Source organism: Lichenicola sp. GTC18331, assembly GCF_055386855.1.
Genome location: NZ_AP045015.1, coordinates 3,039,331 through 3,055,766, shown reverse-complemented (window position 1 = coordinate 3,055,766; position 16,436 = coordinate 3,039,331). Strand labels below are relative to the sequence as shown.

The following is a 16,436-nucleotide window of genomic DNA, read 5'->3' as shown; positions in this document are numbered from 1 at the left end:
CTACTGCGCCGTGATCCTGACGCCTTTCCAGAAGGCGATCCGGTCCTTGATCTCTGCGGCGGCCGGTTTCGGGTCGGGGTAGAACCAGGCGGCGTTCTCATTCACGGCACCGTCGACGACGACCGAATGGTAGTGCGCCGTGCCCTTCCAGGGGCAATCGGTATGGTGCGCGCTAGGCTGCAGAAGTTCGGCGCGCACGCTGTCTGCAGGGAAGTAGCTGTTACCTTCGACGGTCACGATGTCGTCGCTGTCCGCGATCACCGTGTCTTTCCAGATTGCCCGCATGATACTCCTCCCCGAACCGGTTGACTGATCCGGCGTTGGCCGGCTCGTTCTCAACGGAGACGCACGATGACGGTTCTTCCCGATCCTTTTTCTCTTCCCGATCTGGACTCGCAGCAGGACCCGGGCGTGCTGCCGGACCCGTTCGCGGAGGTGGGGGAGTATGCCCCGCACAACGAACCGGAAACGGCGATGGACGGCTCCCCTGCCCTTCGCCCCGGCGATCCGGACCCCGCCCCGCAGCCCGACAACGCACCGATCTTCTCGACCGATCCGTTGGGCGACTGATCAGCCCTTCAGCGCTTCCAGCACGGTGGCGATCCTGGCCGTCGCATCCGCGTCCGGCGGCTGGATCGGCGCCGGCGGGATCGCGTTGGGGATGCCGAGCAACGTGGCGATGGCGTGGACGACGCGGATGCTGCCGTGCGCGCGGAACAGGCTCCAGAACGGTTCGAGGGTTCCATCGATCGCACGCACGGCGTCCGCATCGCCGGCCTTGGCGGCTGCGACAAGGGCGATGCAGGGCCCCGGCAGGATGCCGGCCAGGACCGAGTGCCATGCATCCGCGCCTGCGAGCAGCGCCTCGGCGGCGTGCCAGTCCACCGAGCAGCCGATCGCGACTCGGGCCGGAAACAAGGCGCGTTGTTCGGCAAGCCAGTCGGTCGGTGCTTCGGCGGGAGCGGGGCGCTTCACCGCCGCGATATTCGGCAAGGTGCCGCAGGCGCGCCACAGGCCGGGTTCGAAGCGGAAGCCGGTGGTGGCGGGGTTGTCGTAGAGGCAAAGCGGCAGCGTGGTGGCGTCTGCGACGGTGCGGATGTGAGCGGCGACCTCGTGCTGGAACAAGGGCGTGTAGGAGACGGGCGCAAGCAGAAGGCCGTCGGCGCCATCCTCTTGCGCGTCCCTCGCCGCCTGGATGGTGTCGTCGGTGCGGAGGGCGCCAATGCCGACGGTGACGGGCACGCGTCCACGCGCGCCGCGCAGGGCGGCCTGGACGGCGCGGCGGCGTTCCTCGCGACGCAGGAACATGTAGATGCCGGTGCTGCCGAGCACGCCGATCCCGTCGACGCCGCTGGCCGCCAGCCTGTCCGCGAGGGCCTCCATCGCATCCGTATCGACGCGACCGACCGGATCGGCGGGGGTGATCGGGTAGGCGACGAGTCCTTCGAACGGCATCACGGTGTCGGCTCCTGGACGAGTTGTTCGGCAAGCTTGGCGGGGGCGCGGGCCGGGGTGTCGAGCTTGTTGTCGGGGTCGAGCGCCTGCACCATGTCGAACAGGTCCCGGTGCAGCATTTCCAAGGTGAAGCGCGGCAACGGGCCGGCGCGGTCGCCGAGTTCTTCCAGCAGCCCGGACAAGGCGGCGAGTTGTTCACAGCCGAGGCCACGCGTGTGCCGGCCGGTCTCGGCTTCCTCCGTCATGGCCCGGCGCAGCGCGTCCATGGTCGCGCCGATCGCGTCGGAGATGGCGGCGAGTTCGGGGAGCGGTTCGGCGTCGGGGCCTGCGTCGGTCAGGGTCTCGTCCAGAGCGCGTGCGACGAACAGCACGTCGCTTTGCAGACGTCGCAGCATCGGGGCGAGGCGCACCATCAACGGTTCGTGCTGGTCCAGGGCGCCGAGGCGTTCGCGCCGCGCATCCATGATGGCGGCGACCACGGTCTTGAGGGCTTCGGAACTGCTGTCGTTCAGGTGCTCCACCTCGGCGATCGGGGTGCGTGCGTGCAGCACGGTGGATTGCGTGGTGCGCAGCGTGTCGAGCATCGCGGCGGCGGACTGGAACACCTGCGTACGTGAACGGGAATGGAACACCAGGAACGACACCATCAGTGACACGGCGGCGCCGACGAGAATGGCGAGGGTCCGGTCGATCGGGCGGCTGAACGGGTCGTTCGCCGCGGCCGGGAACAGGAACACCACCACCAGCGTGACGCTGGCGAGGCGAAGATTGGGCTTGAAGGCGGCCATGATCGCCAGCGGCACCAGCAGCAGGGCGAAGACCGGCATTCTGGGCAGGCCGATCAGCACCAGCGCGATCGCGGCGGCGCCGAACAAGGCGCCGACCAGCGTGCCGACGATCTGGTCCCGCCCCGCTTCCAGCGTGGCGCTGACCTTGGCCTGCGTGACGATCACGGCGGTGATGAGCGCCCAGTAGGGCTCGTTCAGGCCGGCCAGATGCGCGACGAGGTCGGACAGGAACACCGACACCAGCATGCGGATCGTCTGCCGCATCTCGGGCGCGCTGCTGCGCAGGGCCTGCAGGGCGCGTCGGATCGGGCCGGGTCGGTCGGCGGTGCCTTGAGCGGCTTGGGTCATTGGAGCGTCGGGCATCCGGTCAGTCGGGGGATTCGGGGCGGGGATTGAACGCAGGGAAACGGGCGTCGTCCATCCCCGGCCCAAGGATATGGATGACGCGGAGCGCCGGATGCGCTGAACTGCGGACACGATTCGAGCCTGAAGCGGATGGTGTTGCGCGATGTCGTTCGGACTTCCGCCCAGATGGCGTGCGCGTGGGATCTCGATCCTGAAGGCGGTCGGGATGGTGCTCGCCGTGGGGCTGCTGATCGACTTCCTGCCGATCGACCTGGCGATCGTGCTGGTGGGGTTCCTGGCGCTGACCGCGCAGTTCGCGGTCTCGTTCCTACGCCATTCGGTGTTCGGAGCGCGAAGGAAAACCGGGCCGGACGGGCCGGGCGAAGCGGCTCAGCCGGCGATGTCGGGCGGCTGCATCAGTTCGATGGTCGCGCCGTCCGGGCCGGAAACGTAGACCACCATCGTCCCGGCGCGCGCGCCGCCGGGGATCGGTTGCGGCGTGCCGGCCGGATGCCAGCCATACGGGGCGATCCGGGCCAGGATGGCCGGAAGATCGGCCACCACCAGCGCCAGATGCGCGAAACCGAGATGGAACGGCTTCTGCGCGGAGTCCGGGCGCTCCGGGCCGGCATAATCGAGCAACTCGATGCGCTGGCCGGCGAGCGAGATGATCGCCATGCGCACGGTGGCCTCCTGTGCGCCGGTGACCTCGCGCAGGAACGGACCGTCCATCTCGCCTTCGCGTTCAAGCGTGGCGCCGAGACCTTCTGTCCAGAACCGGACCGCGTCATCGAGCGAGGCGACGGCGAAACCGACATGGTCGGCGCGCAGGACCGCCGGGCCCGACGCGTTCATTTGGCGTCGCTGACCGGGAGCGGCACCCAGCGCATGCCGTCGCCGTTCTGCACCAGCATCACCACGGAGGGACGCTTGCGCTTGCGGGCCTCTTCCACGGCCTGACGCACGTCCGCAGGGTCGTTGATCGCGCTCTGCTGCACCTCGACGACGACGTCGCCTTCGTGCACGCCGCGCTCGGCGGCGGGGCTGTTCTTGCGCACGGCGATGACCACCGCGCCCTTCTGCGTATCGCCGAGATTGTATTTCTCGCGGGCGGAATCGTCGATCGGCGCCAGAGTGAGGCCGGTGGTGCCGATCTCCACCGCGGATGGCGTGGGCGCGGTCTTCGGGGGCTGCGCCGGGACTGGTTTCGACGTGTCTTCGGGGAAATCGCGCACCGTGACCTGGAGCGTCTGCGCCTTGCCGTCGCGCCAGATCACCACCGGCACGGCGGTGCCGATCGGGGTTTCGCCGACGATCCTCGGCAGGGAGCGTCCGTCCGCCGGCTGTCCGCCGACCTGCTGGATCACGTCGCCGCTCTTCAGGCCTGCCTTGGCGGCGGGACCGTCCTTGTCCACGCCCGCGATCAGCGCGCCCTTGGGTGACGGCAGGCCGAGACCGTCGGCGATATCCTGCGTCACGTCCTGGATGCGCACGCCGATCCAGCCGCGGCGCGCCTTGCCGAACTCCCGCAGCTGATCGACCACGCGCTTGGCCTCATTGGAAGGGATCGCGAAGCCGATGCCGATGGAGCCGCCCGACGGCGAATAGATCGCGGTGTTGATGCCGATCACGCCGCCATCCATGTCGAACAGCGGGCCGCCGGAATTGCCGCGATTGATCGGCGCGTCGGTCTGGATGAAGTCGTCGTACGGGCCGCTGTCGAGCGACCGGCCGCGCGAGGACACGATGCCGGCCGTGACCGTGCCGGACAGGCCGAACGGGTTGCCGATCGCCAGCACCCAGTCGCCCACGCGCTCCTTGTCGCTGTTGCCGAACGCGACCGCCGGCAGCGGTTTCGGGCTGTCGATCTTGAGCAGGGCGAGATCGGTCTTGTCGTCATGGCCGAGCAGCCTGGCCTTGAGCACCGTGTTGTCCTGCAGGGTCACGGTGATGGAATCGGCGCCCTTGATGACGTGGTTGTTGGTAACCACGAGTCCGGACGGGTCGATGATGAAGCCCGACCCGAGGCTCTGCATCTTGCGGCCGTTCGCCTCGGGGGCGTTCTTGCCGTTCGGGGTCTGGCCGGGGGTCTGGCCCGGCTGGGCGCGGCGATGCTTGTTCATGAAGTCGCGGAAGAACTTCTCGAACGGCGAGCCCGGCGGGAAGGTCGGCACCTGCGGCGCGTCGTTGGGCGCCTTCTTTCCGCTCTTGTCGCCATTGTCGTCGCCCTGCGGCGAGTCGTCGTCATCGTCGTCGGCGTCGTCCGTGGCGGTGCCGGTCGAGGAGATGTTGACCACGGAGGGCAGCAGCTTCGCGGCCAGATCGGCGAAGCTGTCCGGCGCCGGGCGAGCCTCCGCGACGCTGCCGAACGGAGGCACCGCCGCCCCCGCGAGCACCATGGAGGTGGCCAGACACGCGGCGCGCAAGGACGGGATCGGGCGGATCGGCATGGGCTGTATCTGTGCTCCTGGACGCCGGGAAGTCTGCTCATGCGCGCCGCCACGCCGCAAGGGCGGCGCGATGAGAGATCCGCAGGACGGCATCGGGGAAAACGAGGGCGGCGTATCGGCCGCCCGCGGACTTAGGCCTGGGCGAGCAGCCAGTCGGCGACGGACTCGCCCAGCAGCCGGTAGCCCTCGTCCGTCATGTGCGTGCCGTCGGGCGACAGAGTGTCGATGGAAAACCGGCCCTCGGCGCACCAGGCGCGCATCAGCGCGTAGCGGGGAAAAACCGGCGCGCCGAATTGCTCCGCCAGGGCGTGCAGCGCGCGAATGAAATCGGGCAGCGTATCGAACGCTTCCAGCGCGGTGCTGTATTGCTGGTCGATGATCGCGATCTCGGCGCCGGCGTCGCGCAGGCGCACGAGCCCGTCATGCGTGAGCCGCTCGAAGCGCGCGAGCGGAACCGGGCGGGTGACGTCGTTGGAGCCGGTCTGCCAGAGCACCAGATCGGGCCTGGTCGCGATCACGTCGTCGATGCGGCCGTCCATTTCCAGCGCGCTTTCGCCGCTGATGCCGCGATTATGGAGCACGAGGCCGTGGGGAAAGGCCGGTGCCAGACGGCGGCGCATCACCTCGGGATAGCCGTGTTCGGGCGTGCTGGCGCCGTAACCCTCCGTGGTGGAGGAGCCGAAGCAGGTGATGCGGACGGGGCCGCCGGATCGGAGCGCGGCGGTCCAGCACGGCAGGGCGGGCGCGACGCTCATGCGGCGTGATCCAGCGTCCTGGCGGCGGCCTTCTTGATGTCGGCGCAAAGCGAACGGGCGCCGCGCGGACAGCTCGTGCCGGCCTCCTGCTGGATCTGCGCCACCTCCTTGCGGTCCAACGTGTCGTCGATATGCGACAGGACGAAGCCGCGCAGCTTCGGCTGGCGATGCACTTCCGCGACCAGGGCCGGAAGCTGGTTCCAATGCGTGACGAGCAGGGTGCCGATCGCGCCGGACACGGTCTGGCGCAGCGCGTCGCCTTCGCAGCCGCCGAAATGCTTCCAGTAATGCGCCACCACGTTCCAGTTCGGCAGCTCCTGCGCCTCCGTGGCGGCAAGCTGGGCGCGACGGTCCGAACAGCTCCCCGCCTGCGCTTCCCGCGGCGCACCCAGAACCGATGCCGCACCCGATGCCGCCAGAAGGGCCGCGACCATCAGGCGCGCGCCGTTCGGGCGGGAAGACGAAGACCGGTTCGGCCTGGATGCTGTCATGAAGCGGTTCCGTGGAGGTTGGCCCCCATCTCAACACACCGGACCAAGGGGTGTGTCCAGGGCGTCGGCTCGATTCTCGACGGCGAACGCGGTTTGCAGCGTGTCCGCCAGCCAATCCAGCACGACGCGCAGCCGGGCCGGCACCTGCCGGTTGCTGTTGTGCAGGATCGAGACCGGCGTGGGCGGCGTTCTGAAGGGCGCCAGCACCTCCACCAGCGCACCCGATCGCAGCATGGGGGCGAAACGCCGTGTCGGCGCCTGATAGAGACCGAAGCCCTGGCAGGCGGCCTCTGCGCCGAGCTCGCCCGTGGTGACCATCACCCGCGCCGGCAGCACGATGTTCCGCAGGACGCCGTTCTGCTGGAATTCGAGCGGCAGCACCGCACCGGTGCGGGAGGACACGAAGCCGACACAGTGATGGCCGTCGAGATCGTCCGGCGTTTCCGGCGCGCCGTGGCTGCGGAGATACGCCGGGCTGGCGCAGACGATCTCCTCGAACGCGCCGACGCGACGCGCCACCATGTCGCTGCTGGCCAGCGCGCCGGAGCGGACCACGCAGTCGACCCCTTCGCGCAGCAGATCGACCAGTCGCTCCCCTTCCCCGAACAGAATGCGCAGGTCCGGATGGGTGCGCAGCAGGGTCGGCAAAGCGGGCAGCAGCAGAGCGCGGGCGATGTTGCCGGGCACGTCCACGCGCACGGTGCCGGACACCGTGCCGCTCACCGCGCGGTCCGCGTCCTCCAGATCGGCCAGGATCGCCCGGGCGCTGCGGCAATAGGTCTGGCCGTCGGTGGTCGGGCGGACATGGCGCGTGCTGCGTTCGAGCAGGCGGGTGCCGAGGCGTTCCTCCAGCGCGCGGATCGCCGCCGTGGCGACGGGGCGGGAGATGCCGAGTTCGGCCGCCGCCGCGGTGAAGCTGCCGCGATCGACGATGCGGACGAACAGATTGAGCGTGCGAAGACGGTCCATGGATTGTTCCGTAGAGCAGAATGGTTCTGTCCGAAACCACGCGCTTATCCGAACAGTGCCGGTCGGGGAGGATGCGTTCGCAACCGAGAAGGAGCAGTTCCATGCCGGCACCCATCGCCATCGTCACCGGCGGCAGCCGCGGCATCGGCCGCGACGCCGTTCTGACCCTCGCCGCCCAGGGCGTGCGCACGATCTTCACGTTCCACAGCAACCGGGAGGACGCCGACACGGTCGAGCGTCTGGCGAACGAGGCCGGCGCGCCGTCGGTGGCGTTCCGCCTCGACGTGTCGCAAAGCGGCGGGTTCGCCGCCTTCACCGGACAGGTGCGGGAGACGCTGTCGGGCTGGGACGCGGACCGCTTCGACTATCTGGTGAACAATGCCGGCACCGCCTCCAACGTGACGCTGTCGGAGGTCACCGAGCCGGTGCTGGACGAGATGTTCGCGATCCATGTGAAGGCGCCGCTGCTGTTGACGCAGTGTCTGCTACCCCTGATGCGCGATGGCGGCCGGATCGTGAACGTGACGTCGGGGCTGGCGCGGTTCTGTTATCCCGGCCGCATCGCCTATGGGCCGATGAAGGCGGCAATGGAGTCCGTGACCCGCTACATGGCGATGGAACTGGGGCCGCGCCGGATCGCTGTCAATGCCGTGGCGCCGGGGGCGATCGCGACCGATTTCAGCGGCGGGATGGTGCGCGACACGCCGCACATCAACGAGGCGATCTCCCGGCAGACCGCATTGGGCCGTGTCGGTCAGCCGGGCGATGTGGGGCCTGTGATCGCCGCCATGATGAGCGGGGCGATGGGCTGGGTGAACGGCCAGCGCATCGAAGTGGCCGGCGGCGTTCACCTCTGACCGGCGGTCAGGCCGCCGCCTTGAGCTGTTTCTGGCGCTGCTTGCGCCGGTCCAGGGCGGTGGCCATCAGATAAAGCGTGCCGATGCCGACCACGTTGACCGCGATCTGCATCGGAAAGCCGGTGCCGTAGGTGGTCATGGCCAGGCGGCCGACGAGATCGAGCACGGTGCCGAGCGAGAACACCTCCAGCGAATGCCGGCCGAACACGGCGAGCACCTGTCCGGCCGGGGCTGCCGCGAAGCGACGCATCAGCGTGCTGCTCTGCACGAGATAGAAGATGGACAGCACGTCGACGAGGCGCAGCGGCGACAATGGCGTCTTGAGCGGCGGATCGATCGGCAGCGGGGAGAGCTTGGGCAGGCCCCATTGTTCCCAGGGGAAGGACTGCACTGCGGAAAAGGCGAGATAAAGCCAGCAGGCGGCCACCGCCCAGCCCCGGCGCGGCATGTCGCCGCCAGTGGAACGGGTGGCGCTGGCGCTCCAGGCGCCCAGCGTGAACAGGAACTGCCAGGCGAACGGGTCGAAATACCAGCCATCCGGATCGAGCCAGTTCGGCAGGTTGATGGCGGGATCGAGATTGATCAGCCCCCACAGCGCCGCGCTGACCGCGAGCGCCAAAGGCGCACTGAACCGCAGCGCCAGGTAGATGAGCGGGAACGCCAGCAGCAGCACCATATAGAGCGGCAGGATGTTGAGATTGCCGGGCAGCGCCTGCATGGAGAAGACGCGCCAGAGGCTGTCGAAACCGTGGGCGAGTTCGGGTTCGAGGAAGTCCACCGGCACGGTGTGATGCTTGCGCCAGAACAGGATCATCAGCAGCGTGGTGATCAGCATCAGCATCTGAAAGACGTAGAGCTTCACCACGCGCCGGCCGAGGCGCACGAGGCCGACGGTCCAGCCTTCGCGCCGGAACGCACCGCCATAAGCGAGCATGGAGGCGAAGCCGGCGAGCAGCACGAAGATCTCGGCGGCGTCGGCGAAACCGAGATTGCGGATGGTGAGACGGTTGAGGATGTTCTGCGGGATGTGATCGGCGAACATCATGAGCAGCGCCGCGCCGCGCAGGGCATCGACACGATGGTCTCGCCCGGGCTTGGCGGGAGGCCGCACGGAAGCAGGCGGCGTTGTGGGCAGCGGCTCCGGCGCGGGGCGCGCGGTTTCGATCACATCCATTCGGCCTCCCCGGCGCCCGTCCGTCGCGTCCTAGATATGGGGCCAGACGCTTCGCCGCCAGAGCCGGACATGACGCGAAGGGTAACGGAGGGTCTCGGGTTCAGCCGAAGGGGAGCCGGCGCGCGACGCTGCGGTCGAGCCGACTGCGGGCGACGGGGATGCGGTCACCGGCCCGGGGGGGGGGTGCCGTTCCTGTCCCCCGCCTCCGGCAGGACGAACAGGGGGCGGCCATCGTCGCAGGCGCGGGCTTCCAGCACGAGCCGGGGCGTGGAAGAGCCGCCGGGCCAGCTGCGGAGCCTTCTCGTTCCGATCACGATGGCGTCGTCGCGGAAGCTGCCGGCCAGGGCGATGGTGCCGAGCAGGCGGGGGAGCAACCGGAGCGCCAGATCGGCGACCCCGCTCCACGCGCAGACCGAAGAGAGGGTGTTTGCCTCGTCCCAGGGTGACGCGGAAAACGGGACGCGGAGGGTGACCGCCTTGCCGGGCCACCCGAACGACCACGTCGTCACGAGCTGGATCAGAAACAGCGCTGCCACGGGGAAGCAGAACCGCCAGAGCCAAAACCGGCCGGAAACGATGCCGATATAAAGGGCTGAGACGGGCGAGATCGGGCGCATGCGTGTTGTTTCCGGTCCGGCCACGGGTCCCGGATCATGCGGTGATTTCGGTGTCGCGTGTCTACAGCGGAGCTTCTTCCCGATCGGATTTGTTGCCGGGGCAGGATGCCCAATCGGTTCAAACGCGATGGAAGGTGCCGCCTGCCCTTTGCTGCGATCCCGCTCCTGCCGTATGCCGTCCGCTGTGTTTTGGGGAGGTCCGTGCCATGGGCGAAGCTGTTTCCGGTGCGCTGGTCGCTGCCGTGCGAGAGATGCTGCGCCATGCCGAGGACCAGACCGGCGCCACGCGCGACCTGTTGGCCGACGGGCTGGTGGACGGGGTCGCGGAGCGCGACGGGGTGGTCCAGGTGGCGCTTCTGGCGAGCCGCGCGGATGCGGTGGCGATGGAGCCGTTACGGGCGGCGGTGGAGCGGCAGGTCCGGGCCGTGCCCGGCGTTCTGAACGCCCAGGTGGTGCTGACGGCGCATCGGACCGGCACGGCGCCGCCGCCGCGCGCGCCGGCCGGCGGTGGGCATCGTCCGCTGGGGCTGGGCGGCGAGGCGCCCGCGAAGCTGCTGCCGGAGGTGAAGGCGGTGATCGCGGTGGCGTCCGGCAAGGGCGGCGTGGGCAAGTCCACCACGGCGGTGAATCTGGCGATCGGTCTGGCGCGGCGCGGCTTGTCGGTCGGGCTGCTGGATGCGGACATCCATGGGCCGAGCCTGCCCCGCATGCTGGGCATCGCGTCCGTGCAGCCGGAGGTGCGCAACAAGCGTCTGATCCCGATCGTGGCGCACGGCATCCGCGCCATGTCGATCGGGTTGCTGGTGGAAGAGCGCACGGCGATGATCTGGCGCGGGCCGATGGTGATGGGCGCGTTGAACCAGTTGATGGGCGAGGTGGAATGGGGCGCGCTGGACGTTCTGGTGCTGGACATGCCGCCGGGCACGGGCGACGCGCAGCTGACCGTGGCGCAGAAGGTGGCGCTGGCCGGGGCCGTGATCGTGTCGACGCCGCAGGACATCGCGCTGCTGGACGCGCGTCGCGGCGTGGCGATGTTCGAGAAGACGCGCGTGCCGGTGCTAGGGATCGTGGAGAACATGAGCACGTTCTGCTGTCCAAATTGCGGGCATGAGACGGCGCTGTTCGGGCATGGCGGGGCCAAGGCGGAGGCCGAGACGCTGGGCGTGCCGTTCCTGGGCGAAGTACCGCTTCTGCTGGAGATCCGCACCAGCGCTGATGCAGGTGCGCCGGTGATGGCGACAGCGCCGGAGAGTGCGGCGGGCGCGGCCTACGTCCGGATCGCGGAGCGTGTGGCGGAGGCTTTGACCCCGCATCTGCGCTGACGGCGGATCAGGGACGCCGGCTCAGCCCGGACACGATCTAGCCGATCACGACAGACCGAGCAGCGCCGGAGGATAACCCTGAGCCCGAGTCGCGCTCGCGTTCTGTTTGGGAGCGCGGAGACCTATATCGGCACCACTTCCATGATGAGGCTTTCGGGTGCAACGAGACCCGACGCCAGCACAGGCTGGGTACGCTCGACAGAATGTGCCGTTTCACGCCTCTGCAACCTCAGGGCATCGGCAGCCGGCATCGGTCGTCCCAGGAGATAGCCCTGCAATTCGTGACATCCCTGGGAGCTCAGCAGTTCGAATTGCTCGATCGTTTCCACGCCCTCGGCCGTGACCTGCAGCCTGAGTGTCTTGCTCATCGAGATGATCGCGGCGACGATGGCGCGCTGGCTCTCGTCGACGGTCAGGTTGTGGATGAACGATCTGTCGATCTTCAGTTTGTCGAACGGGAAACGGTGAAGATAGGACAGGCTGGAATACCCGGTTCCGAAATCGTCGAGCACCAGCCGCACGCCCATCTCCCGCAACGGGAGCAACTGCTTCAGGGCTTCCTCCGCATTGCCGATCAGGATGCCTTCGGTAAGCTCGAGTTCCAGACGCGTCGCCGGCAGTCCGGTTTCCGCCAGGACGGTACGGACGAGCTTCGGCAGATCGCCGCGCAGAAACTGCACCGGCGACAGATTGACCGCGACGCGAGAGCCGTTTTCCCACGTCATCGCGGTCTGACAGGCATTGCGTAGCACCCACTCCCCGAGCGGAATGATGAGGCCGGTTTCTTCCGCCAGGGGAATGAATTCGGTGGGCGGAACAGGGCCCAGGACCGGGTGGGTCCAGCGCAACAGCGCTTCAAACGTCACCAGCTCGCAACGGCCGTCGAACAAGGGCTGGAAATGCAGATTCAGCAGGTTGTTCTGGATCGCCCGGCGCAGTTCGGTTTCCAGCTCCTGTCGCTTGCGGAGCGCCATGTCCATGCCCGGCTCGAAGAAGCAGAACGTGCCGCGGCCAAGATCCTTGGCACGGTAGAGCGCGATATCGGCCTGCTTGAGCAGTTCCACCGGGGTCTGGCCATCCTGCGGATGAAGCGTGATTCCGATGCTAGTGCCGATCGTCACGAGCTGATCCTCGATCTCGAACGGCCGCGCTAACTGGTCGATGACCGTCCGCGCAAGACTGGCCACGGATTCCGGTTCCACCTGGCCCTGCTGAAGGATCACGAACTCGTCGCCGCCGATGCGTGCGAGAAAATCGTCTTCTCCCATGGCGGCGATCAATCGTTGTGCCACCATGCGGAGCAGCGCATCGCCAGCCGCGTGGCCCATGGCATCATTGATCGTTTTGAAACCATCGAGATCCAGGCACAGAACAGCCAGACAGGCCTGCCTGCGGGCTCCGGTCCTGACGGCTGCTTCGAGCGTTTCTCGAAGCAGCAGCCGGTTCGGCAGTTCGGTGAGCGCATCGTGATGCGCCAGGAACCGGATGCGTTTCTCGGACGAACGACGTTCGCGCAGATCGCGCAACGCGGTGACGATGGCGGTCCGGCCTCCGAAACTGATGGCGCGCGACAGGATCTCGACCGGGATCCGGCTTCCATCCCGGAACAGAAGCTCGGTCTCGGACATCGCGCCAGCCGTATTCGGACGCCACAACTCGGCATCGCAACCGGCAGGGACGAACTGAGCGACGAGGCATCTCGGAACATCCTCGATCGCAATGCCCGTCAGCGTCGCGAAACTGATGTTGCCGTCGATGACCCGGTCGCCGTCATGGATTAGCAGACCCTCGATGGCACTGTCCGCCAACTGCCGCACGCGTTCGGTTTCCAGACGATCCCGTGCCGCGACGCGGTTGTCGACCAAAGAGCCGAACAAGGCGAGGCCGAGTACGGCGAGCGCTTCCGCCGCCACGATCACGGCGATGGGAGACGAGGCCAGATTGTCGGGCTCCGACGATGCCGTGAGCCATCCGCCGAACGGCAGGATCGACGCCAGCGAGCCGAGGGACAGGGTCGCCATCGCCAGTCCCAGAACGACGCCCGCGACCAGGAGACGACGGGGCCGCCCGGTGTTGGTGATTTCCCGCAAACCATAGGCGCAGAGCGAACTCGCGATCACCATCACGGTCAGCACGCCGGTGAGATCGTAGGACAGGCTGAACGGCTTCACGAGCCCGCTCATGCCGGTGAACAGGGCGATGGACATGCCGCTGGCCAGCAGCGAGCCGGACAGCATGGCGTTTCGGGCCGATCTGGTTCGTCCATGCTGTATCGCCGCTGCGGCGGCGGCTGAGAGCATCAGGACAACCGTCGCCATCCCCGCCCAGCGAAGCGGAACAACAAAGGGAACACGGGGAAAGCCCGCGACGAAGGCGATCCGGAAGACGCCGGACGCAACCACCAACGTGGCACCTGCGAAGCTGGATACCACCGCGACGGACGACCGCCGCGGCTGACCATCAGGTCGTTCACCCCGAAGCAATCGGACCAGCAGCAAGCCGCCGGCGATGGCCGCGACCAGTGCCAGCAGAGAGGCCGGATGGTCGGCCTGTCTGCTCAACTGCGCGAGCAGATGGATCATTCTCCGTGCTCCCGTTCAGAATGCGGCATTCAAACCCCCGACGATCTGACGATCGGAGGGAACCCCGCCCGTGGTCGGCATCTGCCGGCGATTGAACTGATCCGCGGTCGCGGACACGGTCAGGGTACGCGTCAGCCGATAGGCCGCATGCAGCCGCATCGTGACGTAGTTCGCGACCGTGACCGGCACCGCAAGCAGGGGGTTCGTGTCGATACGGAAATCCTGGTAGTGCGACTGCCACCGTGCCTGGAAATCGACGTCGAACTGGCGCCATTGATAACCGATGCCGACGTTGACGGCGTTGACCGGAGTCTGGCGCTGATAGTTCACCGACGGCATCGTGGCGAGAACGGATTGCGATGAGCGATCGGCCACTGCCGCCAAGGCGTAGCTGAGATTCCAGCGCAAGCCGGTCCGGCTGTGTCCTTGGACGGTCACTTCCCCGCCGGCCTCGTCGCTATCGCCGGCGTTGCGCGCCAGCAGCACAAGTTGCCCGTTCGGCAGGGGCGTGTAACCGGAGCCGAACGGGGCCCCGATCGTCGCCCGGGTATGCTGGGCGAAGGCGGACAGGCGCAGGGTCGAAAGCCAGCCGGGCAATGGACGATCCCAATCCATCTCGTAGTTCGTGGCCACCGACGGCGTGAGCGAAGAGTTGCCGGAAACCACGACCGGCCCTGCCTGAACGGCCAGGCCGAAATCGACCAGGCTGGGAAGCTGGGCCGCACGGCTCACGGTGAATCGCAGCGTGTCGAGATCGTCGGGCTGCAGTACCAGACCGCTGTTGAAACTCGGCACGGTCAGCTGCGTGTCGTGGATCGGAGTGCCGAGGACGGGAAACGTGAAAACCGGCCCGACATGACCCAGGAACAGAGTATCCACACGGACGGCATTGGTGAGGTGGATCCAGGGCGTGAGCGACCACTCCCACATGCCCGAACCCGCAACATCCTCGTAGCCGATATGACCGCGAAAGGCGCGCAGCGACGCTGCGTCGCTGTTCCGATACTCGGCGGCAATCCGGAACGCGTGCGTGCCGGTCTTGATCAGGTCACTGCCGGTGACGAGGATGGTGTCCTCCCGCCAGTCCGTTCCGATGCCGCTATAGTCGACTGCCACGCGGTCCTCGTTCCGGAAGGCGTCGACATGCAGCAGCCCCAGGGGCGAGTCGTATGCGATCCGGCTGCGCACCACGTTGGTCCGGAAAGTCGATGGGTTGTAGCGTCCGAGATCGACGTAGTACGCGCTGATCAGGCTCGACAAAGCGCCGAAGACATCCCACTCCACCGAAGGCAGGACCTGGAACCGGCCATCGGCCGAGACCATTCCGCTCCTCGGCTGCAGCCGCTCGATGCTTGCCTGCTCGCCATCGAATTCGGTCGATCGATAGCCCTGCGCCGCCAGGCGCACAGCCCATCCGCGACCATGGCCGACCGTTCCGACCACATCGCCATAGGTCTGGTTCTGTGTGCCGGCTTGTACAGTCGCGGTATTCTGCGGGTGGTGCAGCGGATCGCGCGTGAGGATGTTGATCACGCCGGAAACGGCATTGAAGCCGTAGAGCGCCGCGTTCGGCCCCTTGATCACTTCGATCTGCTGGATCTCGTCCAGCGCGACCGGGATGGCCGACCACACCGTCAGTCCGAAGCCATCCTCGTAGACCTGCTGACCGTCGAGCAGCACGAGCACGCGACGATTGAGGGCAACATCGTCGCCGCGAATGCTGACGGACGCGTCCTGCATGCCGTACTGACGGACGTTTATACCTGCGACATACTGAAGCACGTCGGGGAGCGTCCTGGCACCGGAACGGGCGATCTGGTCGGCGGTGACGATCTCCATGTCGACCGGCGTCTCGCTCAGCCGCTGCGGTTTTCCCGTCGCCGACGCCGTCACAGGCTCGCCGAACAGCTGCTGGTAGGCGTCGTAATCGATCGCCTGCGCCCGCGCTGCGCCCGGTTCGGCAAGACCGCCGACCAAGGGAAGAACGAACAGGCTGACGGCGCTCGCGGTCCGCAACAGCTTCATAGTTCCTGCACCATCATCCGAAAGGCGGTCGCGAAATGGACCCTGGCGGCATCGGCATTCGCCTGATTGAAGACGATGCTGACCGACGGTGCGCTGCGGATCGCCACCATGCAGCCTCCGCGCGTGACCTGCGTGAGGTCGAGCGTCAGGCAAGGAACATGCAGTCGCAGCAGGGCTTGCCGGAGCGCCTCGGCATCGACGCCCTGCGTCGAGAGTACGGCATCGACATGGTCGAGCGTCGCGAGATCGGTCTGTGAGATCGAGCGGGCCTGGAAAACGATATTGCCGGCGACCACGCCGTCGGCGATCGTGGCGAGAATATCCCTGGCTTCGGTCACGGAACCGGGATTCGCCGGATTGAACACGACGGCCAGCTTCACGCTTCCGGTCGACGGCGTCGTCTGAAAGGCCAGGACGCGCGCCAGGATCTGCAGATCTTGCGGGTCGAGCGCCGATCGCTGATCGGCTCCGAACGCCGGGCTCGCCAGCGACACGATCGTCAGGGGGACGATCATGCCGGGAAGTCGGAAACCGCGCTGACGGAACCTGGTGGACAACGACGTTCACTCGGAAGATTGAACGCCCATTGTAGTTCCCGATGGTTAA

17 protein-coding genes are annotated in these 16,436 nt (G+C 67.4%); 4 read left to right on the top strand and 13 right to left on the bottom strand.

The window, feature by feature from the left end:
* Positions 1-285 (bottom strand): DUF427 domain-containing protein, encoded by a 285-nt coding sequence (locus ACZ5BM_RS13990; RefSeq protein WP_498908718.1) that lies wholly within the window; start codon positions 283-285, stop codon positions 1-3.
* 66 nt (positions 286-351) lie between these two features.
* On the opposite strand from ACZ5BM_RS13990, the gene ACZ5BM_RS13985 reads away from it, so the two are divergent.
* Entirely contained in the window at positions 352-570 is a 219-nt protein-coding gene (locus tag ACZ5BM_RS13985) for a hypothetical protein (RefSeq protein ID WP_498908717.1), read from the top strand.
* On the opposite strand, the gene ACZ5BM_RS13980 is transcribed toward ACZ5BM_RS13985, so the two are convergent.
* Positions 571-1,455: a dihydrodipicolinate synthase family protein gene (locus ACZ5BM_RS13980; RefSeq protein ID WP_498911646.1), complete on the bottom strand. Its 885-nt coding sequence runs from the start codon at positions 1,453-1,455 to the stop codon at positions 571-573.
* A complete protein-coding gene (locus ACZ5BM_RS13975) occupies positions 1,455-2,591 on the bottom strand; it encodes an FUSC family protein (protein ID WP_498908716.1) in 1,137 nt (378 codons plus the stop codon). The genes ACZ5BM_RS13980 and ACZ5BM_RS13975 overlap by 1 nt, the downstream gene beginning before the upstream one ends.
* A 160-nt stretch (positions 2,592-2,751) precedes the next feature.
* Here ACZ5BM_RS13975 and ACZ5BM_RS13970 point away from each other — a divergent pair, with 160 nt between their 5' ends.
* Entirely contained in the window at positions 2,752-3,042 is a 291-nt protein-coding gene (locus tag ACZ5BM_RS13970; protein WP_498908715.1) for a hypothetical protein, read from the top strand.
* Here the strand turns inward: ACZ5BM_RS13970 and ACZ5BM_RS13965 are convergent.
* From ACZ5BM_RS13965 to ACZ5BM_RS13945, 5 genes are all read right to left on the bottom strand, one after another.
* Positions 2,979-3,443 (bottom strand): VOC family protein, encoded by a 465-nt coding sequence (locus ACZ5BM_RS13965; RefSeq protein WP_498908714.1) that lies wholly within the window; start codon positions 3,441-3,443, stop codon positions 2,979-2,981. The two genes, ACZ5BM_RS13970 and ACZ5BM_RS13965, sit on opposite strands and share 64 nt — an antisense overlap.
* Positions 3,440-5,038 carry a DegQ family serine endoprotease gene (locus tag ACZ5BM_RS13960; RefSeq protein ID WP_498908713.1) on the bottom strand — a complete coding sequence of 533 codons (1,599 nt, stop codon included), beginning with the start codon at positions 5,036-5,038 and terminating at the stop codon, positions 3,440-3,442. Before ACZ5BM_RS13960 ends, ACZ5BM_RS13965 begins: the two co-directional genes overlap by 4 nt.
* A 131-nt stretch (positions 5,039-5,169) precedes the next feature.
* Positions 5,170-5,793: an SGNH/GDSL hydrolase family protein gene (locus ACZ5BM_RS13955; RefSeq protein WP_498908712.1), complete on the bottom strand. Its 624-nt coding sequence runs from the start codon at positions 5,791-5,793 to the stop codon at positions 5,170-5,172.
* Positions 5,790-6,284, bottom strand: coding sequence for a hypothetical protein (locus ACZ5BM_RS13950; protein ID WP_498908711.1), 495 nt, complete (start codon positions 6,282-6,284; stop codon positions 5,790-5,792). Before ACZ5BM_RS13950 ends, ACZ5BM_RS13955 begins: the two co-directional genes overlap by 4 nt.
* Positions 6,285-6,314: 30 nt before the next feature.
* Positions 6,315-7,253, bottom strand: a complete 939-nt coding sequence (locus ACZ5BM_RS13945; RefSeq protein WP_498908710.1) for a LysR family transcriptional regulator — start codon at positions 7,251-7,253, stop codon at positions 6,315-6,317.
* Positions 7,254-7,354: 101 nt separating this feature from the next.
* Between ACZ5BM_RS13945 and ACZ5BM_RS13940 the strand changes: the two genes are divergently transcribed.
* Entirely contained in the window at positions 7,355-8,110 is a 756-nt protein-coding gene (locus ACZ5BM_RS13940) for an SDR family NAD(P)-dependent oxidoreductase (RefSeq protein WP_498908709.1), read from the top strand.
* A 7-nt stretch (positions 8,111-8,117) separates the two neighbouring features.
* On the opposite strand, the gene ACZ5BM_RS13935 is transcribed toward ACZ5BM_RS13940, so the two are convergent.
* The gene (locus tag ACZ5BM_RS13935; RefSeq protein ID WP_498908708.1) at positions 8,118-9,284 is read right to left on the bottom strand and encodes an OpgC family protein; all 1,167 of its coding nucleotides are present in this window, start codon (positions 9,282-9,284) and stop codon (positions 8,118-8,120) included.
* Between the two features lie 164 nt (positions 9,285-9,448).
* Positions 9,449-9,901, bottom strand: coding sequence for a hypothetical protein (locus tag ACZ5BM_RS13930; RefSeq protein WP_498908707.1), 453 nt, complete (start codon positions 9,899-9,901; stop codon positions 9,449-9,451).
* 206 nt (positions 9,902-10,107) lie between these two features.
* Here ACZ5BM_RS13930 and ACZ5BM_RS13925 point away from each other — a divergent pair, with 206 nt between their 5' ends.
* Positions 10,108-11,223 (top strand): Mrp/NBP35 family ATP-binding protein, encoded by a 1,116-nt coding sequence (locus ACZ5BM_RS13925; RefSeq protein ID WP_498908706.1) that lies wholly within the window; start codon positions 10,108-10,110, stop codon positions 11,221-11,223.
* A gap of 122 nt (positions 11,224-11,345) precedes the next feature.
* Here the strand turns inward: ACZ5BM_RS13925 and ACZ5BM_RS13920 are convergent, their stop codons facing one another.
* The 3 genes from ACZ5BM_RS13920 to ACZ5BM_RS13910 all read right to left on the bottom strand — a co-directional run bounded on the left by ACZ5BM_RS13920 (position 11,346) and on the right by ACZ5BM_RS13910 (position 16,345).
* Positions 11,346-13,460: a putative bifunctional diguanylate cyclase/phosphodiesterase gene (locus ACZ5BM_RS13920; RefSeq protein WP_498908705.1), complete on the bottom strand. Its 2,115-nt coding sequence runs from the start codon at positions 13,458-13,460 to the stop codon at positions 11,346-11,348.
* A 360-nt stretch (positions 13,461-13,820) separates the two neighbouring features.
* Positions 13,821-15,830, bottom strand: coding sequence for a TonB-dependent receptor plug domain-containing protein (locus ACZ5BM_RS13915; protein WP_498911644.1), 2,010 nt, complete (start codon positions 15,828-15,830; stop codon positions 13,821-13,823).
* A complete protein-coding gene (locus ACZ5BM_RS13910) occupies positions 15,827-16,345 on the bottom strand; it encodes a hypothetical protein (protein WP_498908704.1) in 519 nt (172 codons plus the stop codon). Before ACZ5BM_RS13910 ends, ACZ5BM_RS13915 begins: the two co-directional genes overlap by 4 nt.
* Positions 16,346-16,436: the final 91 nt, after the last annotated feature.